Here is a 22,565-nt window from a genome sequence, read left to right on the forward strand (position 1 = left end):
TCCTCCCGCGCAGGCCCCCCCGCGGCAGGGCTGGGCCCCGCCGCAGGCACCGCCCGCCCAGCCGCAGCAGGCGCCGTACCAGCAGCAGCCACCGCAGGCCGGGCCGCCGTACCAGCAGCCCCCCGCAGGGCACCCGCACCCGCACCCGCACGCCGCGCAGGCCCAGCCGCAGCCCCGCCCGCAGGCGCCGGCCGGCGCCACCCCCGGCCACGGCGACCGCAGCCCGACCACCTTCCACCAGCTCGCCCTCGGCCGCGTGATGAAGATCGGCCGCGCGCTGGAGAACGAACTGGTCGTCTCCGACCTGCAGGTCTCCCGTTACCACGCGGAGTTCCGCGCGCACCCCGACGGCCGCTACGAGATCGTCGACCTCGGCAGCCACAACGGCACATACGTCAACGGCCAGCCGATCCAGCGCCACCTGCTCGGGCCGAACGACATCGTCGGCGTCGGGCACTCCACCTTCCGGCTGGTCGGCGACCGGCTGGAGGAGTTCGTCGACACCGGCGAGGTCTCCTTCTCCGCCCGCCGCCTGTCGGTCACAGTGCCGCACGGCAAGACGACCAAGACGATCCTCAAGGACGTCTCCTTCGGCGTTCCGGAGAAGTCGCTGATCGGCGTGATCGGCCCGTCCGGCTCCGGCAAGTCCACTCTGCTGCGCGCGCTGACCGGCTACCGCCCCGCCGACCAGGGCGAGGTGCTGTACGACAACCGGAACCTCTACAAGCAGTTCGCCGAGCTGCGGCAGCGCATCGGCCTGGTCCCGCAGGACGACATCCTGCACAAGGAGCTGCAGGTCAGGACCGCCCTGCGGTACGCGGCCAAGCTCCGTTTCCCCGGCGACACCGCCACCGCCGAGCGCGAGGCGCGGATCAACGAGGTGCTGCGCGAGCTGAAGCTCGACGTCCATGCCGACAAACGCATCACCTCCCTGTCCGGCGGCCAGCGCAAGCGCGTCTCGGTCGCACTGGAACTGCTCACCAAGCCGTCGCTGATCTTCCTGGACGAGCCGACCTCCGGCCTCGACCCGGGCATGGACCGCGACGTGATGAAGCTGCTGCGCGGCCTGGCCGACGACGGCCGTACCGTCCTGGTCGTCACCCACTCGGTGGCCGAGCTGGCGCTCTGCGACAAGCTGCTGGTCATGGCGCCCGGCGGCTCGGTCGCCTACTTCGGCCCGCCGGACGAGGCACTGACCTTCTTCGGCTACGAGACCTGGGCCGACGTCTTCTCCGCCTTCGAGAACTACCGCGACTACGACTGGTCGGGCCGCTGGCGCGGCTCGCAGCACTACCAGACGTACGCCGCCGAGCTGGACGCGGTGGCCCCGCAGGCGGCCCCGTACATTCCGCAGCAGGCGGTCCGCCCGCCCAAGCCGCAGGGCTGGGGATCGCAGTTGTTCACGCTGGTCCGCCGCTACCTGTCGGTGATCATCTCCGACCGCGGCTTCATCGGCCTGATGCTGGTCCTGCCCGCGGTCCTCGGCGTGGTCAGCGTGCTCATACCCGCCGACAGCGGACTGGGCCCGGGCCCGGAGCGTTCCCACTTCCAGAACAAGGACGCCGGCACCATTCTGATGATCATCGCGGTCGGCGCGTGCTTCGCGGGCGCCGCGAACTCGGTCCGCGAACTGATCAAGGAACGGGTGATCTACGAACGCGAACGCGCGGTCGGCCTGTCCCGGTCCGCGTATCTGATGTCAAAGATCATTGTGCTCGGCCTGATCACCGCGCTGCAGGGCGCGATCATCTGCGGCATCGGCTTCGCGCCGCGCGAGATGCCCACCGAGGGCGTCGTCCTGCACACCCACCCCGGTGTGGAGATGGCCCTGGTCGTGATGGCGTTCGGTTTCACCTCGATGATGTTCGGGCTGATCATCTCGGCGTTGGTGAAGACCGCGGAGAAGACCATGCCGCTGCTGGTCATGTTCGCCATCGTGCAGATTGTCTTCACCGGCGTGCTGTTCCAGCTCTACGCCAAGCCCGGCGTCGAACAGCTCGCCTGGCTGATGCCGGCCCGCTGGGCGGTGGCCGGTGCCGGCGCCACCGCGAACCTGAACGTACTGCTGCCCTGGGACCCGACGAGCGACGGCGACCCGCTGTGGAAGCACACCGCCGGTACCTGGACGCTGGACATGATGGTCCTGCTGCTCATCGGCACTCTCTGCGGCTTCGTCGTCGCGCGGCTGCTGCGCCGGCACGAACCGGAGGTCATGCGGAAGTAGCGGTAACTCCGCTGCGAAGAAAGGGCGGTGGGACCATTCGGTCCCACCGCCCTTTCTTTTGTGCTGCTTTCGAATCGGTGCGCAGGTTCGGTACGCCGGTTCCGTGCGGCGTCGGCGTGCCGAATCAGTACGCCGAGTTCACGTTGTCCATCGAACCGTACTTGTCCGCGGCGTAGTTGCACGCGGCGGTGATGTTCGCGACCGGGTCGTAGATGTTCCAGGACGTGCCTTCGACGTGGTACGCCTTGAAGGTCGGGTCGATCACCTGCAGCAGGCCCTTGGAGGGAATGCCGTTCTGGGCGTTGATGTCCCACAGGTTGATGGCATTCGGGTTGCCGCTCGACTCGCGGATGATGTTGCGGTGAATGCCGTCGTAGCTGCCCGGAATGTCGTGGGCGGCCATGACGTCCAGCGACTCCCTGATCCAGCCGTCCAGGTTGTTGGCGTACGTCTTGGCGGCGACCGGAACGGCCTTGGCGACCTTGACGGACTGCGCGACCTTGGCGGCCTGCGCCGCCTTGGCGGCATTCGCCTTCTGCGTGGCCTTCGCGGCGAGCAGGGCGCGCTGCTTCGACCGGTTCGCGGCCTGCTTCGCCCGCTCGCGCTTGGCGGCGTCGGCGGCGGCCTTCTGCTTGGCGGCGGCCTTGGCGACCGCCTTCTTCTGCGCAGTGGCGTCGGCGGCGGCCTTCTTCTCGGCCACCGCGTCGGCGGCGGCCTGCTTCTTCGCTGCGGTTTCCTCGGCGATCGCGCGCTGCGAGGCCATGCCGGCCTGCGCGTCCAGGCTCTTGACCTGATCACCGGTGGACACGGAGAACCCAGTGGGGTCGCCGACGGCGACCGCCGTCCCACTGGTCGCCTGGAGACCGGTGACCGTCAGAATCACTCCGGCCGCGGCGGCGGCACCGGCCGCCGTGATCTTGTGCTTCTTGGACAGTCGGCCGATCTTCGGGAACGTGGGGAGCTGCATGGATTACCTCTTCCGGTTGCGGACCCGTGAATTCTTAGGGGGTCCGAAATCGGGGGTCAATCAACGCCCCTACGACCTGTATTCGTACTGGACGGGCAACGCTGTGTTGTTTTCTCTGCTCCCTGGCGGTCCTTTCGGGCGGCTATTTCCACTAAGCGGCCTAGTATGTGACGCACGTCCTGTAGGTGAGCTCACAAGGCGGCACCCCCTCCGTCGCGCAAGGTGACGGAAGGGGTGCTTTATGTGAGGCTTTTTCGAGGCTTGGTCCGACTAGGGCAGCAGAAGATTCACGTCCCCGAATTCGTGCCAGAGAAAGCCGCCGCGGAACGCCTGGGCATAGACCCGTTCCAGCAGCCGGTCGCCGGACAGCGCCCGCAGCATCAGCAGGTGCGAGGCCGCCGGCTCGTGCAGCCCGGTCAGCAGGCCGTCCACCGCCCGCACCCCGCGCTCCGGGGTGATCACCAGCTCCGTCCAGCCCCCGGCCGGCCGCACCGCACCGCGCTCGTCGGCCGCCGACTCCAGCGCCCGCACCGCCGTGGTCCCCACCGCCACCACCCGGCCGCCCGCCGCCCGCGCCGCGTTCACCTGCCACGCGGTGCTCGCCGGTACGGCGAAGCGCTCGGCGTACGGCGGCTCGTGCGCCTCGGCCGACGCCACCCCGGTGTGCAGCACGATCGGCGCGATCTGCACACCCCGGCTGACCAGCTCCGTCACCAGCGCCGCGGTGAACGGCCGCCCGGCGCTCGGCATCTCCGCCGACCCCAGACCGTCGGCCGACGGCGTGGCGAACACCGTCTGGTGGGCGGCCCGCGGCTGGTCCCGCGCGGTGTAGGCGTATCTGATCGGCCGCCCGTGCCGCTCCAGGTACGCCACCAGGTCCGCGGTGGACGGCGTCGCGGTCCACAGCCGGTCGCCGCGGGCGTCCAGCGGCTCGTCCAGTACCAGTCCGGCCCCGCCGGACAGCTCCAGCACCGCTCCGGCCGGTCCCCCGGCCCGGGGGACCGACGCACCGCGCCCGTCGGGGGTGCGCACCTCCACCGCCCAGCGGCCGTCGTCCAGGCGGGTCGAGAAGTGCGCCACCACCGCCTCCCCGCCCGCCGGGCCGCTCAGCCGCCCGTCCACCGCGGCGGGAAGCGTCCGCGAGGTGTTCACCACCAGCACGTCACCGGCCCGCAGCAGTCGCGGCAGCTCGCGGAAGCCGTGGTGCGTGACCTCACCGGTACGCTGCCGGCCGACCAGCAGCCGTACCGCGTCCCGGCGCGGCGCCGGTACGGTGGCGAGCCGCTCCGGCGGTATCCGCAGCCCCGCGAGCCCGCCCGTGCCGCCGCCTTCGCCGCCCGTGCCGCCGCCCGTGTCCCCGGCGGTCCGCTCGCGCACGGCGGTCACCGCGTCCCCAGCAGCGCCGGAGCCGTGTAGCGGCCACTGGCCGCCTTCTCGTCCAGCAGCCGCAGGAAGGCCGGCACGACCTCCTCCGGCAGCGGCCGGTCCTCGAAGTCCGCGTCGTCCGGCACGGCTGCCGCGTACAGCGCGGTCCGCAGGTCGCCCGGATCCACCCACCACACCCGGATGCCCGGCTCCTCCTCGGCGAGCACCGCCGAGAGCCGGTCGAGCGCGGCCTTGCTGGCGCCGTACCCGCCCCAGGCCGGGTACGCCTCCACCGCCGCGTCCGAGCTGATGTTGAGCACCGTGCCGCCCGCCGCCCGCAGCGCCGGCAGGGCCGCCCGGATCAGCGCCAGCGGCGCCGTCACATTGGTCTCCAGCGCCTCCCGCAACCCCGCCACCGGCAGCTCGGCGAGCCGCACCAGCGGCTCGGCGCCCAGCGCGCTCGCGTTGTTCACCAGCAGGTCCACCCCGCCGAGCGCCTGGGCGGCGGCGACCAGCCCGTCCCGGTGCGCCGGGTCGGTGACATCCCCGGGCACGCCCCGTATCCGGGTCCCGCTCTGTGCCAGCTCCCCGGCGGCCGAACGCACCGCGTCCTGGTTCCGACCGTCGAGAACGAGGTCCCAGCCGCGCTCCGCCAGCGCGGCGGCCAGCGCCCGCCCGAGGCCCCGCGACGCCCCGGTGATGATCGCTACCGGCATGGTCCAGCCCTCCGCGTCACGGTCCGGCCGGTCGCCGGACCCTCTGGCCCCACCGTAGGAACGGGCCGGGACCAGCCGCCTCGGCCGCCCGGCGCGGCCCACCGGTCCCTTGGCCTTAGGCCGCCCGGCCGAGGACGGCCGGTACCGGCGGCGCATCCGGACCCGCACCCGGCGCCGGTACCGTAAGAAACATGTCCACCCGGCCGCCCAGGGGCGGAATCGAAGCGGTCAGCGCCGCGGTGCTGGCGATGAGCCGGCAACTGGAGGTGCGCGAGGTCCTGCAGACCATCGTGGCCTCCGCCCGCGAGCTGCTCGGCGCCGAGTACGCGGCGCTGGGGGTCCCGGACGACCACGGCGGGTTCGCGCAGTTCGTGGTGGACGGGGTCAGCGACGAGCAGTGGCGGGCGATCGGCCCGCTGCCCCGGCAGCACGGCATCCTCGCCGCGATACTCCACGAGGCCACCCCCCGCCGCCTCGCCGACGTCCGCACCTTCGAGAGCTTCGAGGGCTGGCCGCAGGCCCACCCGGCGGTCAATGACTTCATCGGCATGCCCGTCGTGGACGGCGAGGAGATCCTGGGCGCCCTCTTCCTCGCCAACAAGCTGTGCCCGAAGCAGCCGGGCGTGTGCGGCTTCACCCAGGAGGACGAGGACCTGCTGCGCATCCTCGCCGACCACGCGGCGATCGCCCTGACCAACGCCCGGCTGTACGAGCGCAGCCGCGAGCTGACCCTGGCGGGGGAGCGGGCCAGGATCGCGCACGAACTGCACGACGCGGTCTCCCAGAAGCTCTTCTCGCTGCGCCTGACCGCCCAGGCCGCCGCCTCCCTGGTCGACAGCGACCCGGCCCGCGCCAAGGACGAGCTCAAGCACGTCGCCGCGCTCGCCGCCGAGGCCGCCGACGAGCTGCGGGCCGTCGTGGTCGAGCTGCGGCCCGCCGCGCTGGACGAGGACGGGCTGGTCGCCACCCTGCGCACCCAGGCCCACGTGCTGGACCGCGCGCACTCGGCGAGCGTCGGCTTCCACGCCTTCCGGGTCCGCGCGCTGCCCGCCGCCCAGGAGGAGGCGCTGCTGCGGGTCGCCCAGGAAGCCCTGCACAACGCGCTGCGGCACGCGGACGCCGCGACCGTCAGCGTCACCCTGGAAGGCCGGGGCAAGGGCGCCAGGATGCGGGTCCGCGACGACGGGCGCGGATTCGACCCGGGCGCCGTCCGCCGGGCCGGCCGGCACCTCGGGCTGGTCTCCATGCGGGACCGGGCCGACGGCGTCGGCGGCAGCCTGACCGTGCAATCGGAGCCCGGCAAGGGCACCGTCATCGAGATGGAGGTGCCCGGTGGCTGACCACGTCATCCGTGTCCTGCTGGTCGACGACCACCAGGTGGTACGGCGCGGCCTGCGCACGTTCCTGGAGGTACAGGGCGACATCGAGGTGGTCGGCGAGGCCGGCGACGGCGACGAGGGCGTGGCCCGCGCGCAGGAGCTGCTGCCCGACGTGATCCTGATGGACGTCAAGATGCCCGGCACCGACGGCATTGAGGCGCTGCGGCTGCTGCGGGACGCGGAGAACCCGGCCCGGGTGCTGATCGTCACCAGCTTCACCGAACAGCGCACCGTCGTCCCCGCCCTGCGGGCCGGCGCCGCCGGATACGTCTACAAGGACGTCGACCCGGTCGCGCTCGCCGACGCGATCCGCTCGGTGCACGCCGGACACGTACTCCTCCAGCCCGAGGTGGCCGACGCGCTGCTCTCCCCGGAGCAGGGCGCCACCGGGCAGGGCCGCGGCAACGCGCTGACCGAACGCGAACGGGAAGTGCTCGCGCTGATCGCCGACGGGCGCTCCAACCGCGAGATCGCCCGCGCGCTGGTCCTCTCCGAGAAGACCGTGAAGACCCACGTCTCCAACATCCTGATGAAGCTGGACCTCGCCGACCGCACGCAGGCGGCGCTGTGGGCGGTGCGCAACGGGGTCGGGAGCTGACCCCGCGCCCCGCCGTCGCAGCGGCGCACCCGCTGTCACGAACGCCGCCGCTCGGCCTCCTCCACATAGGCGTTGTACGCCGCCACCTGCGCCCGGCGGGCCGTGCGCTCCACCGGCCGCAGCAGCTCCGCCCGCGCCGCGATCTGCGACGCGCTCACCGCCGCCCCCTGACCGTCGGCTGCGATCTCCACCAGCGCCGCCACCCGCTGCGCCAGCTCCAACACCCGCACCGCGCGCGGTGGATACCCCGGCGCCAGCACCTCCCGCCCGCGCGCCGCCCGCGCCCGGTACGCCTCCAGTGCCGCCTGAGCGGCCGGACCCGCACCCGCCACGTCCAGCCGCGCGAGCGCCTCCGTGGCATCCCGCAGCGCCTCGGCCAGTTCCCGCTCCGCCTCGCCCAGCGACGGGACGTCGGCCGGCGGCGCGTCCCGTACCGGCAGGCACCGCCACACCACCTCGACGTGCACATCGCCGGCCGGCCCGGCCTCGTGCACCTCCGGCACCAGGCCGAGCGCGGCGTCGCCCACGGTGAGCACCGCCTGACCGGCCGCCAGCGCGCGGGCGTTGAACTCCGGCGGGCCGCTCAGCCCCAGCGGGTGCCCGGCGACCGGCAGCGCGAGCCGCAGTCCGGTCACCCCCAGCGCCCGCAGCCGGCCCAGCCCCAGCGTCAGACCCACCGGACCGTCTTCCCCGGGCAGCTCCGCGATCCGGTGCAGGGCATCGGTCGCGACGATCTGCTGGGCAACGTCATCCGGTGCGGCAAGTCCGGCAAACAGGGCATTTCCCCATGCGGTCAGCCGCCCTGAGCGAGGTTCATCAAGCATGCTCCCAGCCTATGGACTGGACCCGCCGCGCGGTGGCGTAAGTTTTCCCCGGGGGTTCCTTCCGGCCCGTGCCGACGGCGGCACACCGTACTGACGAGACTGCAATGGGAGACAACACGCTCATGAGCGATGTGCTGGAGCTGGTGGACGTATCCGTGGTCCGCGACGGACGGGCTCTGGTGGACCAGGTCTCCTGGTCGGTCTCCGAGGGGGAGCGCTGGGTCATCCTCGGACCCAACGGCGCGGGCAAGACCACCCTGCTCAACGTCGCCTCCAGCTACCTCTTCCCGACCTCCGGCACCGTGCAGATCCTCGGCGAGAAGCTCGGCAACGTCGACGTCTTCGACCTGCGGCCCAGGATCGGCATGGCCGGCGCCGCGATGGCGGAGAAGATGCCGCGCCGCCAGACCGTCCTGGAGACCGTGCTCACCGCTGCGTACGGCATGACCGCCCACTGGCACGAGGGATACGAGCAGGTCGACGAGGACCGCGCCCGCGCCTTCCTCGACCGGCTCGGCATGAACGACTTCCTGGACCGCAGGTTCGGCACCCTCTCCGAAGGCGAGCGCAAGCGGACGCTGATCGCCCGCGCGATGATGTCCGACCCCGAACTGCTGCTCCTCGACGAGCCCGCGGCCGGCCTCGACCTGGGCGGCCGGGAGGACCTGGTACGACGCCTCGGCCGGCTCGCCCGCGACCCGATCGCCCCCTCCATGATCATGGTCACTCACCATGTCGAGGAGGTCGCCCCCGGCTTCACCCACGTTCTGATGATCCGCCAGGGCAAGGTCGTCGCCGCCGGTCCCATCGAGCTCGAACTCACCTCCCGCAACCTGTCCGTCTGCTTCGGCCTCCCGCTCGTCGTGGAGAAGAACAGCGCCGACCGCTGGACCGCCACCGGACTGCCGCTCTCCTGAGCCCCTTCGTACGCCCCTCCACCACCGCTGTACGGCATCCCCCGCCACTTCAGGGCCAGTTGGACTGCCGCAGCCGGGGTCGCGCGCTTACGATGGGTGACGTGGACGCTTGGGTGTGGTGGTTGATAGCAGCAGTGGGGCTCGGTATACCGCTGGTGATCACGGCGATGCCGGAACTCGGCATGTTCGCCGCCGGCGCGGTGGCCGGCGCGGTGGTGGCGGCGCTCGGCCTGGGTATCGTCGCCCAGGTCCTGGTCTTCGCGGTGGTCTCGGTCGCGCTGATCGCCGTGGTACGGCCGATCGCGTACCGGCACCGGAACCAGCGCCCGGAGCTGCGCAGCGGCGTGGACGCCCTCAAGGGCCGGCAAGCCGTCGTCCTGGAGCGGGTCGACGGCGGCGACGGCGGCCGGATCAAGCTCGGCGGGGAGGTCTGGTCGGCCCGCGCGCTGGAGACCGGACAGGTCTTCGACCCGGGTCAGCAGGTGGACGTGGTGGAGATCGACGGAGCGACCGCGGTCGTCATGTAAGCGTGGCGCGGGCGCCTCCCGCACAGGGCCACCCTCGTTCCGCGGGCCGGGAATTCGCCGAACCCCCCGCGCGGCGCCAGGGCGGTCTGCCAGAATTGATCATGGCGCAGCAAGGCGTCACAGATCCGGTCAGAGACCCCAGTCAAACGGCGCGGGAGTTGGACATGCAGCCCATCATCATCGTCCTGATCATCCTGGTGGTGCTCGTCTTCATCGCGCTGATCAAGACCGTTCAGGTCATCCCCCAGGCCAGCGCGGCCATCGTGGAGCGTTTCGGCCGCTACACCCGCACCCTCAGCGCGGGCCTGAACATCGTCGTCCCGTTCATCGACACCATCCGCAACCGGATCGACCTGCGCGAACAGGTCGTCCCGTTCCCCCCTCAGCCGGTGATCACCCAGGACAACCTGGTGGTGAACATCGACACCGTCATCTACTACCAGGTGACCGACGCGCGGGCGGCGACCTACGAAGTGGCCAGCTACATCCAGGCCATCGAGCAGCTCACCGTCACCACCCTCCGCAACATCATCGGCGGCATGGACCTGGAGCGGACCCTGACCTCCCGCGAGGAGATCAACGCGGCTCTGCGCGGCGTCCTGGACGAGGCCACCGGCAAGTGGGGCATCCGCGTCAACCGCGTCGAGCTCAAGGCGATCGAACCGCCCACCTCCATCCAGGACTCGATGGAGAAGCAGATGCGCGCCGACCGGGACAAGCGCGCCGCGATCCTCACCGCCGAGGGCATCCGCCAGTCCCAGATCCTCACCGCGGAAGGTGAGAAGCAGTCCTCCATCCTGCGCGCCGAGGGCGACGCCAAGGCCGCCGCACTGCGCGCCGAGGGCGAGGCGCAGGCGATCCGCACGGTCTTCGAGTCGATCCACGCCGGCGACCCGGACCAGAAACTCCTCGCCTACCAGTACCTGCAGATGCTGCCGAAGATCGCCGAGGGCGACGCCAACAAGCTGTGGATCATCCCCAGCGAACTCAACGACGCGCTCAAGGGCCTCGGCGGCATAGTCAACATCCCCGGCGCCCCCGGCAACGGGGGGCCGACCACCCCCGCGCCGCGCCGCGAGTCCCCGCCGCTCGACAAGAACTGAGCGGTGCGTGCCGACGGGCGGATCCGGCCGTACCCGGCCGTGCGCGGCTCCGTCCGGGCGTGTGCCACCGGCGGCACCTCGCCGTGAGCCGCCGCCCCTGGCTATGACATGATCACAGCGCACCCCTCGACCTGGCGGGCGGGGAGATGCGCGGAGATCACGGAGAGAGCCAGTCATGTCGCTAGCGGAAGCTCTGGCCGTCCTCGCGGCCGGAATCGGTGCCGGCACGATCAACACGATCGTGGGCTCGGGGACGCTGATCACCTTCCCCGTGCTGCTCGCGGTCGGCCTCCCACCCGTCACCGCCAATGTGTCCAACACCCTCGGCCTGGTCCCCGGCTCCCTCACCGGAGCCTTCGGTTACCGGCGCGAACTCGCCGGTCAGCGCGACCGGCTGCTGCGCCTCGGCGCGGTCTGCCTGGTCGGCGGTGTCACCGGAGCCGTACTGCTGGTCACCCTGCCGTCGAAGGCGTTCGACGCGATCGTGCCCGGACTCATCGGCGCCGCCCTCGTCCTGGTCGTCCTGCAGCCCCGGCTGACCCGCGCCCTCCAGGCCCGCCGCGAACGCGACGGGACCGCCGCACCCAGCCACGGCGGCCCCGTCCTCGTCCTCGGCATGCTGCTGGCCAGCTTGTACGGCGGCTACTTCGGCGCCGCCCAGGGCGTCCTCTACCTCTCCTTGATGGGCCTGCTTCTCGACGAGCCCCTGCAACGCGTCAACGGCCTGAAGAACGTCCTTGCCGCCGTCGTCAACGGCGTCGCCGCTCTCTTCTTCATCGTCGTCGCCCACATGGACTGGACCGCCGTCGCCCTGATCGCCGCCGGCGCCACCATCGGCGGCCTGATCGGCGCCCGTGTCGGCCGCCGCCTCCCCCCGGCGGCCCTGCGCGGCCTCATCGTGGCCGTCGGCATCGTGGCCATCGTCCAGCTGATCCTGATCTGACGCCTGATCCGCGCGGCAGGCCGGACCACCGACGGCACCGCCCGACGCCCGCAGCCGGTGACCTCAGCCCACGGCCGGCAGCGCCAGCCACCCCGGCAGGCTCTCCCGGTCCCGTACGCCCAGCGCCAGCAGCAGCGCGTCCGCCGGAGTCGGTTCGAACGGCCGCACCAGCAGCCGCATCCCCGCCTGCTCCGGCGTACGGTCCGCCTTGCGCTGGTTGTCCTCCGCGCACGCCGCCACCGTGTTCAGCCAGGTGTCCCCGCCCCCGCGGGACCGAGGTTGCACGTGGTCCACGGTCGTCGCCCGCCGCCCGCAGTACGCACACCGGTGCCGGTCCCGTACGAGCACGCCCCGGCGCGACCACGGCGCCCGTTGTCGGAACGGCACCCGCACGTACCGGCAGAGCCGGATCACCTGGGGCACCGGCACGTCCACCTCCGCCGCACGGATCCGCAGTCCGGGATGCGCCTGCTCGACGACCGCCTTGTCCTGCATGACCAGCACGACCGCACGCCGCAGCGACACCGTCGACAGCGGCTCGAAACTCGCGTTCAGCACCAGCGTGTCACGCATCCCGCCCACCTCCCGGGCCCCGCCTCGCCCCCATGGCGAGGTGGCTCCACTGTGCCCGCGGCCACAGAGGCGGACAACGCAATTTCCCCGGGCACGGGGTGACCGCCCGGACCGCTCAAGCGGCCCGGGCGCCGGCCTCGCCCGCCGAGCCCTGCGCCACATGGACCGCGGCGTGCAGCAGCAGGCGGACGGGCAGGCCCACCCCGGAGGCGTCGACGGCGGTGAGCAGCAGGGTGGCGGCCAGCGGGCGGAGGTCGTGCATCAGCTGCTTGACCTCGGGGGACGTGGACATGCAGGGGAGGGTGATGCGGAAGGTGATGGTCATCCTCGGCTCCGGGGCTGGGGCAGACCCGCCGGTCGGACACCGCGCGGGTACGTTTCCAGGGAAACCCGCGGCGGCGGACCGCCGGTGAGCTGAACGTGTCGCCGAGGTGAACTCGCGGCAGCCCGTGGCCGCGGAGCCCGTACCGTCCGTCGTCAGGCCGTCACCGCTCGGCCTCCCGGAACAGCAGGCGGGGGGTGAACGCCGCCGCGAGCGTCGCCGTGGCCGAGCAGGTGGCGACGGTCGCCCAGGCGGCCGGACCGAGCGGGGTGCAGCCGAAGAACTGGCTGACGCCCGGGGTCTGCACCACCCCGACCAGCGCCGCCGTGGAGACCGCGCCGGTGGCCAGCACGAGGGGGCTGTGCCAGTCGGTGATCAGGGTCTGGCCGAGCTGCGTCCCCACCAGTGCGGCCAGACCCATGGTGGCGGCCCGCCGGTCCCGCCCGGTCATCCGGCCGATCTGCCAGGCGCTCGCGGCGCCGAGGGCGGTGGCGGTGCCGCGTACGGCCAGCACACGGCCCATGTCGCGGCCCAGCAGGGACGGAGCCGGCCCACCGGCCAGTGGATCGTCACCCCGGTCGGGCCGGCGGGCGGGAGCGAGCGCGACAGCCAGGGCGGGCAGCATGTCGGTGAGCAGGTTGACCAGCAGGAACTGGCGCGTGCCCAGTGGCGCGCGGCCGGACAGGGCGGTGCCGAGCACGGTGAAGGCGACTTCCCCGGCGTTGCCGCCGACCAGGATGCCCACCGCGTCGCGGACGCTGCGCCACAGCGTGCGGCCCTCCAGCAGGGCCTGGATGATGCGTGCCGGGTCGGGGTCGGTCAGTACCAGGTCGGCCGCGGCGCCCGCGGAGGTGGCACCGCGCGACGACAGTCCGATGCCGACATCGGCCAGACGGATCGCGGCGGCGTCGTTGACCCCGTCGCCGACCATGGCCACCACGTGCCCCAGGAGCCGCAGATCCTGCACGACCCGGACCTTGTGCTCGGGGGAGACCCGGGCGAACACCGTGGTCCGGTCGATTCTCTCCAGGCGTACCCGCTCCGGCAGCGCGTCCAGGTCGCCGCCGGTCAGCACGGTGCCGGCCTGCGGGATGCCCAGGTCGCGGGCGATGGCGGCGGCGGTGGCGGGGTGGTCGCCGGTGATCATGGTGACCCGCACACCGGCCTCGGCGAGGCTCTTGACGGTCTCGGCGGCGCCGGCCCGCGGGGTGTCGGCGATGGCGAGGAAGCCGAGCAGCGTCAGGTCGGTGACCAGCTCCGGCACCTCGTCGTCCGGGCCGGGGGCGCGGTCGAGGGCCGCCTCGGCGACGGCCAGTACCCGCAGCCCGTCGTCGGCGAGGCGCCGCACCAGCCGGTGGGCGGCGCGCAGCCGGTCCGGCCCGAGCGGCACGGCGGCGCCGTTCCGGTCGCCGCCGCGTCCCGCGGTGACGGCGGTGGTGCAGTGCGCCATGACGGTCTCGGGAGCGCCCTTGACGGCGAGGCGCGGCCGGCCCTGGCTGATTCCCACGGACGCCGCGTAGCCGCGACTGGCCTCGAAGGGCAACTCGGCGGTCAACTGCCAGCCCCTGTCGGGTGGGCAGTACTCGGCGGCGGCCTCCACGATGGCCCGGTCGGTGGCGTGCGCGAGTTCCCGGCCGTCGGTCACCTGCGGGCAGGCCCGCGCCGCGGTGCACAGCAGGTGCCGCCCGGCGGGGCTGTCCAGGAGCAGGTCGTGGTCGAGCGCGGCCAGCCGGGTCACGGTGAGCCGCCCCTCGGTGAGCGTGCCCGTCTTGTCGAAGCAGACGACGTCGACCCGGCCGAGCGCTTCCAGCACCCGGGCCGACCGGGTCAGGATCCCGTGCTGGGACAGCCGGCGGGCCGCCGCGGACTGGGCGACCGTGGCGACCAGCGGCAGGCCCTCGGGAACGGCGGCCACCGCGACCGCCACACCCGACGCCAGGGCCTCGCGTACCGGCACTCCGCGCAGCAGCCCCAGGAGGGTGACGACGCCGCCGCCGATGCCGACGGCGGGCAGCGCGGTCCCGGTCAGCGCCGCCAGGTGGCCCTCGATACCGGCCGGGACGACCGCCGCGCCGGCCAGGTCGGCCGCCCGGCCGGCCTCGCTCTGGGCACCGGTGGCCACCACGACCGCGTGACCCCACCCCGCCAGTACGGTGCAGCCCTGGTACACCATGCAGGACCGCTCGGCGAGTTCGGCGCCGGGCGTGGCCCGGGGGTCCTTGGCGACCGGCGCGGGCTCGCCGGTCAGGCTGGCCTCGTCGACTTCGAGGTTTTCGCCGACCAGCAGCCGGGCGTCGGCGGGCACCACGTCCGACGGGCCCAGCGCGATGATGTCACCGACCGTCAAATCCTCGGCGCTGACGATCTCCTGCGGCGCGTCGTCCACACCGGCGAAGAACGCCTCCCGGTCGCGCGCCCGGGCGGGGTCGGGAGGCGTCCACAGCACCCGCCGGGCCGTCTGCCGCTGCGTCAGAAGCAGTGACCGCAGGGCCCGTTCGGCGCGCAGGCGCTGTACGCCGCTGATCGCGGCGTTGCCGACCGTCACCCCGCCGACCAGCGCCGCGTCGACGGTGGAACCGACCGCCATGGAGGCCGCCGCGCCCAGCGCGAGTACCGGTGTGAGCGGGTCGCTCAACTCCTCGCGCAACGCGGCCAGAAGCTGCCCGCCTCCGTGAACCGCGGGCTGCAGCCCCGCAACGGCGACCGCGGTACGGGCACGGTCGGCGAGGGTGCAGCGGAGAGTACGGGCCTGCGCCGCGGGCTCGGCGTCCGTGCGTTCCTCCGCGCGCCGACGGAGGAGGGCGAGCGTCTCCCGCGCCCCCAGGGCATGCCAGGCGCCGCGGACCCTGGCCGGGGGCAGCGGCTGTCCGTCCAGCCGGCGGGCTGCCCGTACAGCGCCGAGCTGGGCCAGGAACGCCGCGCCGTAGACCGGCGAGGTGGTCAGGCCGACCGCGCCGCGGCGCCTCCCGGCCGCCGCGATCAGCGCCCCGAGCGCGGACCCGCCCATGGACAGGTGCGCTGACTTGGCGCTGACCCGGCGCGCCTCGCCGACTGCGGCCAGGACGCGCCAGACCTGCGCCAGTCCGGGCCCGCAGACCAGGTCGGCCGACCAGGCCACGGGGTTGGCGGCGCCCGGTCCCGGCAGCACGCTGACGCCGATGTCCGCGGTGGCCAGCGCGTGGCCGTCGGACGAGGTGACCACCAGGACGGCGTCCCCCTCCTCCTGAAGCCGCCGTACCTCCAGTGCCGGAGAGGCGCCCGCGGGCAGGACCTCGTCGGCCCACGGCAGCAGCTCGCCGACGCTCGCGTGCTCGGTCAGCAGCAGCCGGAGCGCCCCGGAGCGGCCGGTCGCGACCACGGCGTCGGCGAGCGGGTCGAGTTCGCAGCCGACCATGATCCGGCCCTGGCACCGCCCGGCGGGATCCCACAGCTCCAGCGGCAGCCCGGTAGAGCCGTCCGGCCGCCGCCGGGCGTCGGCCGGGCGGCGCAGCCGCCATCCGTCCGCCGTCCACGGCCCCGGGCCCGACAACTCCGGCACGGAACGACCTGTGAGTACGGACTGCGCGGCGCTCCATACGTCCGCGTCGTCCAGGTCCCCGACGGCGGACGCCGACAGCAGCCGCGGGCGGGACGTACACAGGGCGGCCGAGTCGATCAGTACGGCCGACACCCGGTCCAGCACCCGCAGGGCGGCCCCGTCCAGCGGCACCACACCCTCGTGGGCCAGGTCGCGGCCGAGCCGCGCGCTGAACGCCTCCCGGCCCATGCCCGCGGCCTTCGGCACGGTGGCCAGGATCGCCTGTGCGGCCTGTCCCGGGTCGCGGGTCCACGCCAGCAGCCCGCCCGCCCCCAGCAGTGCGGCGACGGAGGTCCGCTCCCCGCACGTCTCCACCGGTCCTTTGGGTAGCGGCACCGGCCGCGGCAGCCGCGCGGTGATCCTGGGCGGCAGCCCCTTGCCGTCGCTCACCAGTTCGTGCTCCCGACGCTCCCACACCGCCTGCCGGCCGCGGATCTCGCCCAGTTGCCACAGGCGCTGGACCGCGTCCAGCGCGATCGGGGCGACCCCGTCGGTCACGGCGTGCACGACCGCGCTGGAAACCCCGAGCAGCATGTCGGCGTGCGGCCTGCCGAGCCGCTCCTCCAGGGCGCACCGCAGCCGCGGCTGGGTCTCCGCCACGATCACCGGTACGCGCAGCGCCGGCGGGAGGGCGGGCACCGGCGTGACCTGGCGCACCGCGGCCAGCGCCAGGCCCACGCAGTCGGCCACCAGCGACGCCGTGGCCAGCACGGCCGGCGCGGTCTCGAACGGCGGCAGCGGCCGGGTGCCGGCGAACGGCTCGTCGTGGCTCCCGTGCTCCTCCTCGACCAGCCCCACCAGGTCCAGCAACTCGTCCACGCCGACACGGTCCTCGTCGAGGTCGACCACCACCTGGCCGAGCACCGCGTTGACCTCGGCCCAGCGCACGCCCTCCACCGCGCGCATCACCGCGGTGAGCTCGCGGGTCAGCCGTTCGTGCCGCTCCCCGTGCCCGGTCAGCCCCCGTACCTCGATATGGGCCCGGCCGGCCTTGGCCCACACCCGGCGCCGCGCGCGGTCCCGTCCGGCGTCGGTCAGTACGGCGGCGGTCTCGGCGAGTCCCGCCGGTACGGCCGCGAGCCCGGCGGGCAAGGCCGTGATCATCCGGCCCATCGCTCGCCCGCCCCGCCGCATCAGACCCGTGGCGCCCCGCGCGGCCCCGCCCACCACGCCGGCGGACTCGGGCACCAGCCCCACCACCGACGGCACAACCGCGCTCAAGGACAGCAGCACCACAATCTCCCGTTTCGCTTCGGGGCCAACGGCACCTGCACGGTGAGGCGAGGGCGTACGCGGCGGCAGCCGGACGGCTTCTCCCCGCCTCGGCTGCCACAAGAACATCGCGCTAAAACAGGATAATTGCCGACTATACGGATAGATTCGTCCTGGACAGGGCTGAAGGAGGGAACGCCCATGACTACGCCCACCAAACGCACCCGCAGCACCACTGCCAAGAAGGCGGACAAGAGCTCCAGCGGCAAGCACGCGGACAGGACCGCCGAGGACCAGGACGTCACGGTGCTGGACAAGGCAGCGCAGAGCAAGGCGGAGCAGGACACGGCGGCACAGGGCAGGGCCGCTCACGGCGACCACCGTCACGACGTCACCGTCACCATCCCCGTGGACCGGGCGGCCAGCACCGCCGCCAAGGTCGTCGCCCTCCCCGTCGCCACCGCCCAGCGCGTGCTGCCCGCCAAGGGCGGGCTCCCCCTGTACCTGGGCCTGGGCGCGCTCGGCGTCGCCGGCGTTCTGGAGTGGCCGGTGGCCGTCGGCATCGGAGTGGGCTACGCGGTACTGCGCCGCGGCCCGCTCAACCCCCGCACCACGAGCGACGGGAAGTCCGGCGAGCAGTCCGGCGAGCAGTCCGGCGAGCAGTCCGGCAGGGAGTCCGACGAGCAGTCCGACGAGCAGTCCGGCGACCGCAGCTCATGACCGCGGCGCGGCGGCCGCAACGCGGACGGCCGTAACCCTTGTGAGGTCGCAGGCGGCGGGTCGCCGCCTGCGCTCACGTCGTCTTGGGGGCGAGCCGCGCTCCGGATGCCCCCGCGCGGCATGCGACGTCTCCTGGCCGCACGCCGCACGCCGCAACGCGACAACGGGCACCGGCCGGCGTTGTGAACATCCCCCGGCCGAGACCCGGGAGACCCCCGTTCAGCCTCCGGCGGGCGCTTCGTACGCGGCGACGAGCTGGGCGCGGCCGATCGCGTGGAAGCGGAGGTGGAAGCCGACGACCGCCGGGGAGACGTCCGCGTCGGGACCCAGCTTCTCCGTGTCCACCGCGTAGACGGTGAAGACATAGCGGTGGGGGCCGTCGCCCGGGGGCGGGGCGGCGCCGCCGAAGTCACGGGTGCCGTAGTCGTTGCGTACGTGGACCGCCCCCGCGGGCAGCCCCGGGAAGTCACCGGAGCCCGCGCCCGCCGGAAGCTCGGTCACCGGCACCGGGATGTCGAAGAGCGACCAGTGCCAGAACCCGCTGCCGGTCGGCGCGTCCGGGTCGTAGCAGGTGACGGCGAAACTCTTCGTCCCCACGGGGAAGCCCTCCCACCGCAGGTGCGGCGAGAGGTTGCCCGCCGCGTACACCTGCGCGTCCTTCAAGGCCGCACCCGGCGTCACGTCGTCGCTCACCACCGTGAACTCCGGCACCGGCGGATGGAAGTCATGGGGGAGCGGTCGCCGCGCTTGCTCGGTCACCTCGACACCTCACTGATCGGACCGATCCGTACCGACCGGCCCCACCGGACCGATCGGAGTGATCACAACTGGAACCTGGAACCTGCGCCCCCGAGCCTAGAACCCTAGAACCAGTTGCGCTTACCGCCGACCTCGGCGAGCCACTGGTGCAGGTACGCCGCCCAGTCCGTCTGCTGATACGCGTGCAGGTTCATCGTGAACGACCGGAACGTGTCGCTGCCCTCACTGAACAGCCCTGGCTTCTTGTCCATCTCCAGCACGACATCCATCTCCTGCCCGTCCGCCACGAAGGTCAGCTCCACCTGGTTCAGCCCCCGGTACTGCGACGGCGCCTGGAACTCGATCTCCTGGTAGAAGGGCAGCCGCTGCCGAGTCCCGCGCACCTGCCCCCGCTCCAGGTCGGCGGTGCGGAACGCGAAACCGAGCTGCCCGAAGGCGTCCAGCAGCGCCTGCTGCGCCGGCAGCGGATGGACGTTCACCGGATCGAGATCACCCGAGTCCACGGCGCGGGCGATCTGCAGCTCCGTCGTCACCCCCACGTTCATCCCGGTCAGGTGCCGCCCGAGGAACATCGTCACCGGCGTCTCCCACGGGATCTCCAGCGCGAACGGCACCGTGTACACCGCACCCGGCGTGATCTGGAACTCCCCGCCGATCTGCTGCCGGTGGAACTCGATGTCCTGCTTGTACTCGTTGTCGCCGCTCTCCACCTCGACCCGGGCCTGCAACCCGACCGACAGGCCCTCGATCCGCTGCTCGACCGAACCCCCCTCGATCCGCACCTCGCCCTGGACCACCCCGCCCGGCACCACATCGGGCTGGGTCAGCTCGGTCTCCACCGACGCCCCGCCGGCCCCCAGGCTCGCCAGCAGCTTCTTGAACCCCATACGTACCTCCGCCTTCCGTGTCCTGTGCTGTCCTGCGCTGTTTCTTTGCAGTTCTTAGCAGTTCAGCGCGGTCCAGTCCCCCGCGCCGTGCGAACTCTACGAACGCCAGGGCGCCCCACGCGGTTCCACGAGTGCCGCGCCGGCCAGGGTGTGCCCGTCAGGGAGCGGTGTCCGGTGCGGTGTGTCGCAGGGCGCCGGATCGGCCTCGTCGTGGGCCTGCCCGGTCGGTGCGGCAACGCCGCGAGGTGCCGTGCCGGGCGTCGCGACGGGGCGCACCCTGACTGACGCGGCTGACGCGGCACTAAGCTCGTTCGGTGTGATCGCCGCACCCGCGAGGACCCCGCTGACCCGGTCGTTCTTCGACCGGCCCGTCCTGGAGATCGCCCCCGACCTGCTCGGACGGATCCTCGTACGGGCCACCGCCGACGGCCCGATCGAGCTGCGACTGACCGAGGTCGAGGTGTACGACGGCCCCAACGACCCCGGCTCGCACGCGTACCGCGGACGCACCGACCGCAACGCCGTCATGTTCGGCCCGCCCGGCCACGCGTACGTCTACTTCACCTATGGCATGTGGCACTGCCTCAACCTGGTGTGCGGCCCGGAAGGCCGAGCGAGCGGAGTGCTGCTGCGGGCCGGCGAGATCGTCGCGGGCGCCGGCCTGGCCCGCGCCCACCGGCCCGCCTCGCGCAAGGACAGCGACCTCGCCCAGGGCCCCGCCCGGCTGGCCACCTCCCTGTCGGTGGACCGCGCCCTCAACGGCGCCGACGCCTGCTCCGACGGCTCGGGCCCGCTCCGCTTGCTCACCGGTACCCCGCCACCGCCCGCCGCCGTCCGCACCGGGCCGCGCACCGGGGTGGCCGGCGAGGGCGCCGCCCACCCGTGGCGCTACTGGATCGCCGACGACCCCACCGTCAGCCCGTACCGTCCCCACAACCCGCGCCGCCGCTCCCACGCTGGATAATCGACTCGCCGGGGGCCGCGTAGGCTCGGGCACGCAGGCTCCACGCACGGTGCGAGCAGCACGGCCACCCATGAACATGGCCAGACCCACAGAGGAGACACGGAACCGTGACGGACATCGTCGACGAGCTGCAGTGGCGCGGACTGATCGCCGTATCCACTGACGAGGACGCACTGCGCAAGGCGTTCGCGGACGGCCCCGTCACGGTCTATTGCGGCTTCGACCCGACCGCGCCCAGCCTCCACCTCGGCAACCTGGTGCAGATCCTCACCCTGCGGCGGCTCCAGCAGGCCGGGCACCGCCCGCTCGGCCTGGTCGGCGGCGCCACCGGTCTGATTGGCGACCCCAAGCCGACGGCCGAGCGGACGCTGAACGACCCGGCGGTCGTCGCCGAGTGGGTCGGGCGGGTACGGGCCCAGATCGAGCCCTTCCTCTCCTTCGAAGGGCCCAACGCCGCCACCATGGTCAACAACCTGGACTGGACCTCGGGCCTGTCCGCCATCGAGTTCCTGCGGGACGTCGGCAAACACTTCCGCGTGAACAAGATGATCACCAAGGAGGCCGTCGCCCGACGCCTCAACTCCGACCAGGGCATCAGCTACACCGAGTTCAGCTACCAGATCCTCCAGGGCATGGACTTCCTGGAGCTCTACCGGCGGCACGGGTGCACGATGCAGACCGGCGGCAGCGACCAGTGGGGGAACCTCACCGCGGGCATCGACCTGATCCACCGCGTCGAGGGCGCCTCGGTGCACGCCCTCGCCACCCCGCTGATCACCAAGTCGGACGGCACCAAGTTCGGCAAGACCGAGGGCGGCGCGATCTGGCTCGACCCCGAGATGACCACGCCGTACGCCTTCTACCAGTTCTGGCTGAACGCCGACGACCGGGACATCGCCGCCTTCCTCCGCATCTTCAGCTTCAGGTCGCGCGAGGAGATCGAGGAGCTGGATCGCTCCACCCAGGAACGTCCCCAGGCCCGTGCCGCCCAGCGCGCTCTCGCCGAGGAGCTGACCACCCTCGTCCACGGCGCCGAGCAGTGCGCCGCTGTGATCGCCGCTTCAAGGGCGCTTTTCGGCCAGGGGGATCTCGCCGCACTGGACGACCGCACGCTCGCCGCGGCCCTCAGTGAACTGCCCGGCGCCCAGGTCACCGGGCTCGCCCCGATCGCGGATCTGCTGACCCTGGTCGACCTGGTCCCCAGCAAGTCCGCCGGCCGCCGCACCATCAAGGAGGGCGGCGCCTACCTGAACAACGCCAAGGTAACGAGCGAGGACGCGGTACCGGACACCGGCGACCTGATCCACGGCCGCTGGCTGGTGCTGCGGCGCGGGAAGCGGAACCTCGGAGCGATCGAACTCCGCTGACGGAGTGCCCGGTTGGTCCCCTGCGGGGGCCCAACCGGGCTTCGAGATGGCGGGAAATCCACGTTTGAGCGGCGGAGGAGCTTGACTCAGCCGACACGCGTGCGTAACGTGGGCCGAGCCGCTGAAACGGGGCGCAGGGTTCACAACCAGGCTCCCGCGGACGAGCGGCCACCCAACCAACTACGTTCTCCCTTCCGGGGATTGACTTCTGGCGCGCCCAGAATTCAACTCGAAGAAGCCGATTATGAATCGGTGGGAGAACGGAGTACAGTGGGAAACACGAAGGGAAAGCCCGGAGGGAGACCGGAGACGGTTACCGATGGAAGCTTCCGTTCCTTGAGAACTCAACAGCGTGCCAAAAGTCAACGCCAGATATGTTGATACCCCGTCCCGGACCTGTGTGTCCGGGGTGAGGTTCCTTTGAAGTAACACAGACACAGCGAGGACGCTGTGGACGGCCGGATTATTCCTTCGGTTGTCCCGCTCTTTGTGTGTGAGCCGGATTGACCGGTGAGCATTCACGGAGAGTTTGATCCTGGCTCAGGACGAACGCTGGCGGCGTGCTTAACACATGCAAGTCGAACGGTGAAGCCTTTCGGGGTGGATCAGTGGCGAACGGGT

General features: G+C 72.4%; 19 protein-coding genes and 1 rRNA gene. 11 read left to right on the plus strand and 9 right to left on the minus strand.

Annotated elements, in window-relative coordinates; all coding sequences use genetic code 11:
• Positions 1-2,224, plus strand: a 2,224-nt coding sequence (locus tag VIW71_RS01110) for an ATP-binding cassette domain-containing protein (protein WP_331619887.1), incomplete at its 5' end; no start/stop codon positions are given.
• Positions 2,225-2,348: 124 nt separating this feature from the next.
• On the opposite strand, the gene VIW71_RS01115 is transcribed toward VIW71_RS01110, so the two are convergent.
• The 3 genes from VIW71_RS01115 to VIW71_RS01125 form a co-directional block, all read right to left on the minus strand.
• On the minus strand, positions 2,349-3,191 hold the full coding sequence (locus VIW71_RS01115) for a transglycosylase SLT domain-containing protein (RefSeq protein WP_331619889.1): 843 nt from the start codon (positions 3,189-3,191) through the stop codon (positions 2,349-2,351).
• A 270-nt stretch (positions 3,192-3,461) separates the two neighbouring features.
• On the minus strand, positions 3,462-4,493 hold the full coding sequence (locus VIW71_RS01120; protein WP_331619906.1) for an S-adenosylmethionine:tRNA ribosyltransferase-isomerase: 1,032 nt from the start codon (positions 4,491-4,493) through the stop codon (positions 3,462-3,464).
• 80 nt (positions 4,494-4,573) lie between these two features.
• Complete coding sequence (locus tag VIW71_RS01125) at positions 4,574-5,272, minus strand: SDR family NAD(P)-dependent oxidoreductase (RefSeq protein WP_331619890.1); 699 nt, start codon at positions 5,270-5,272, stop codon at positions 4,574-4,576.
• A gap of 191 nt (positions 5,273-5,463) precedes the next feature.
• Here VIW71_RS01125 and VIW71_RS01130 point away from each other — a divergent pair, with 191 nt between their 5' ends.
• Both VIW71_RS01130 and VIW71_RS01135 read left to right on the plus strand, forming a co-directional pair.
• Entirely contained in the window at positions 5,464-6,612 is a 1,149-nt protein-coding gene (locus VIW71_RS01130; protein ID WP_331619891.1) for a GAF domain-containing sensor histidine kinase, read from the plus strand.
• Positions 6,605-7,249 (plus strand): response regulator transcription factor, encoded by a 645-nt coding sequence (locus tag VIW71_RS01135; RefSeq protein WP_331619892.1) that lies wholly within the window; start codon positions 6,605-6,607, stop codon positions 7,247-7,249. Before VIW71_RS01130 ends, VIW71_RS01135 begins: the two co-directional genes overlap by 8 nt.
• 35 nt (positions 7,250-7,284) lie before the next feature.
• Here the strand turns inward: VIW71_RS01135 and VIW71_RS01140 are convergent, their stop codons facing one another.
• Positions 7,285-8,073, minus strand: coding sequence for a hypothetical protein (locus tag VIW71_RS01140; protein WP_331619893.1), 789 nt, complete (start codon positions 8,071-8,073; stop codon positions 7,285-7,287).
• A 122-nt stretch (positions 8,074-8,195) separates the two neighbouring features.
• Between VIW71_RS01140 and VIW71_RS01145 the strand changes: the two genes are divergently transcribed.
• The 4 genes from VIW71_RS01145 to VIW71_RS01160 all read left to right on the plus strand — a co-directional run bounded on the left by VIW71_RS01145 (position 8,196) and on the right by VIW71_RS01160 (position 11,563).
• On the plus strand, positions 8,196-8,990 hold the full coding sequence (locus tag VIW71_RS01145) for an ABC transporter ATP-binding protein (protein WP_331619894.1): 795 nt from the start codon (positions 8,196-8,198) through the stop codon (positions 8,988-8,990).
• A 92-nt stretch (positions 8,991-9,082) separates the two neighbouring features.
• Positions 9,083-9,517 carry an NfeD family protein gene (locus tag VIW71_RS01150; protein WP_331619895.1) on the plus strand — a complete coding sequence of 145 codons (435 nt, stop codon included), beginning with the start codon at positions 9,083-9,085 and terminating at the stop codon, positions 9,515-9,517.
• A gap of 164 nt (positions 9,518-9,681) precedes the next feature.
• Positions 9,682-10,620 carry an SPFH domain-containing protein gene (locus VIW71_RS01155; RefSeq protein WP_331619896.1) on the plus strand — a complete coding sequence of 313 codons (939 nt, stop codon included), beginning with the start codon at positions 9,682-9,684 and terminating at the stop codon, positions 10,618-10,620.
• 175 nt (positions 10,621-10,795) lie between these two features.
• Complete coding sequence (locus tag VIW71_RS01160; RefSeq protein WP_331619897.1) at positions 10,796-11,563, plus strand: sulfite exporter TauE/SafE family protein; 768 nt, start codon at positions 10,796-10,798, stop codon at positions 11,561-11,563.
• A 63-nt stretch (positions 11,564-11,626) separates the two neighbouring features.
• Here VIW71_RS01160 and VIW71_RS01165 read toward each other — a convergent pair whose 3' ends face one another.
• The 3 genes from VIW71_RS01165 to VIW71_RS01175 all read right to left on the minus strand — a co-directional run bounded on the left by VIW71_RS01165 (position 11,627) and on the right by VIW71_RS01175 (position 17,268).
• A complete protein-coding gene (locus tag VIW71_RS01165; protein WP_331619898.1) occupies positions 11,627-12,136 on the minus strand; it encodes an HNH endonuclease in 510 nt (169 codons plus the stop codon).
• Between the two features lie 115 nt (positions 12,137-12,251).
• A complete protein-coding gene (locus tag VIW71_RS01170; RefSeq protein ID WP_331619899.1) occupies positions 12,252-12,461 on the minus strand; it encodes a hypothetical protein in 210 nt (69 codons plus the stop codon).
• A gap of 160 nt (positions 12,462-12,621) precedes the next feature.
• Positions 12,622-17,268: an HAD-IC family P-type ATPase gene (locus VIW71_RS01175; RefSeq protein WP_331619900.1), complete on the minus strand. Its 4,647-nt coding sequence runs from the start codon at positions 17,266-17,268 to the stop codon at positions 12,622-12,624.
• A gap of 180 nt (positions 17,269-17,448) precedes the next feature.
• On the opposite strand from VIW71_RS01175, the gene VIW71_RS01180 reads away from it, so the two are divergent.
• On the plus strand, positions 17,449-17,967 hold the full coding sequence (locus VIW71_RS01180) for a hypothetical protein (RefSeq protein WP_331619901.1): 519 nt from the start codon (positions 17,449-17,451) through the stop codon (positions 17,965-17,967).
• A gap of 219 nt (positions 17,968-18,186) precedes the next feature.
• Here VIW71_RS01180 and VIW71_RS01185 read toward each other — a convergent pair whose 3' ends face one another.
• Both VIW71_RS01185 and VIW71_RS01190 read right to left on the minus strand, forming a co-directional pair.
• Positions 18,187-18,726: a YbhB/YbcL family Raf kinase inhibitor-like protein gene (locus VIW71_RS01185; RefSeq protein WP_331619902.1), complete on the minus strand. Its 540-nt coding sequence runs from the start codon at positions 18,724-18,726 to the stop codon at positions 18,187-18,189.
• A 104-nt stretch (positions 18,727-18,830) separates the two neighbouring features.
• Entirely contained in the window at positions 18,831-19,613 is a 783-nt protein-coding gene (locus VIW71_RS01190; RefSeq protein ID WP_331619903.1) for a sporulation protein, read from the minus strand.
• 316 nt (positions 19,614-19,929) lie between these two features.
• Between VIW71_RS01190 and VIW71_RS01195 the strand changes: the two genes are divergently transcribed.
• The 3 genes from VIW71_RS01195 to VIW71_RS01205 form a co-directional block, all read left to right on the plus strand.
• On the plus strand, positions 19,930-20,577 hold the full coding sequence (locus VIW71_RS01195) for a DNA-3-methyladenine glycosylase (protein ID WP_331619904.1): 648 nt from the start codon (positions 19,930-19,932) through the stop codon (positions 20,575-20,577).
• Between the two features lie 107 nt (positions 20,578-20,684).
• The gene (gene tyrS, locus VIW71_RS01200; protein WP_331619905.1) at positions 20,685-21,944 is read left to right on the plus strand and encodes a tyrosine--tRNA ligase; all 1,260 of its coding nucleotides are present in this window, start codon (positions 20,685-20,687) and stop codon (positions 21,942-21,944) included.
• 517 nt (positions 21,945-22,461) lie between these two features.
• Positions 22,462-22,565, plus strand: a 16S ribosomal RNA gene (locus VIW71_RS01205); the annotation flags it as partial.

It is taken from the genome of Streptomyces sp. (assembly GCF_036524955.1).
In the GTDB taxonomy this organism is placed as follows: domain Bacteria; phylum Actinomycetota; class Actinomycetes; order Streptomycetales; family Streptomycetaceae; genus Actinacidiphila.

What these genes read in the sequence shown, in the direction of transcription:
- VIW71_RS01115 (WP_331619889.1), bottom strand. Translation starts at nt 3,191, where the DNA reads ATGCAGCTCCCCACGTTCCCGAAGATCGGCCGACTGTCCAAGAAGCAC.
- VIW71_RS01125 (WP_331619890.1), bottom strand. Translation starts at nt 5,272, where the DNA reads ATGCCGGTAGCGATCATCACCGGGGCGTCGCGGGGCCTCGGGCGGGCG.
- VIW71_RS01130 (WP_331619891.1), top strand. Translation starts at nt 5,464, where the DNA reads ATGTCCACCCGGCCGCCCAGGGGCGGAATCGAAGCGGTCAGCGCCGCG.
- VIW71_RS01140 (WP_331619893.1), bottom strand. Translation starts at nt 8,073, where the DNA reads ATGCTTGATGAACCTCGCTCAGGGCGGCTGACCGCATGGGGAAATGCC.
- VIW71_RS01145 (WP_331619894.1), top strand. Translation starts at nt 8,196, where the DNA reads ATGAGCGATGTGCTGGAGCTGGTGGACGTATCCGTGGTCCGCGACGGA.
- VIW71_RS01150 (WP_331619895.1), top strand. Translation starts at nt 9,083, where the DNA reads ATGGGTGACGTGGACGCTTGGGTGTGGTGGTTGATAGCAGCAGTGGGG.
- VIW71_RS01155 (WP_331619896.1), top strand. Translation starts at nt 9,682, where the DNA reads ATGCAGCCCATCATCATCGTCCTGATCATCCTGGTGGTGCTCGTCTTC.
- VIW71_RS01160 (WP_331619897.1), top strand. Translation starts at nt 10,796, where the DNA reads ATGTCGCTAGCGGAAGCTCTGGCCGTCCTCGCGGCCGGAATCGGTGCC.
- VIW71_RS01165 (WP_331619898.1), bottom strand. Translation starts at nt 12,136, where the DNA reads ATGCGTGACACGCTGGTGCTGAACGCGAGTTTCGAGCCGCTGTCGACG.
- VIW71_RS01170 (WP_331619899.1), bottom strand. Translation starts at nt 12,461, where the DNA reads ATGACCATCACCTTCCGCATCACCCTCCCCTGCATGTCCACGTCCCCC.
- VIW71_RS01180 (WP_331619901.1), top strand. Translation starts at nt 17,449, where the DNA reads ATGACTACGCCCACCAAACGCACCCGCAGCACCACTGCCAAGAAGGCG.
- VIW71_RS01190 (WP_331619903.1), bottom strand. Translation starts at nt 19,613, where the DNA reads ATGGGGTTCAAGAAGCTGCTGGCGAGCCTGGGGGCCGGCGGGGCGTCG.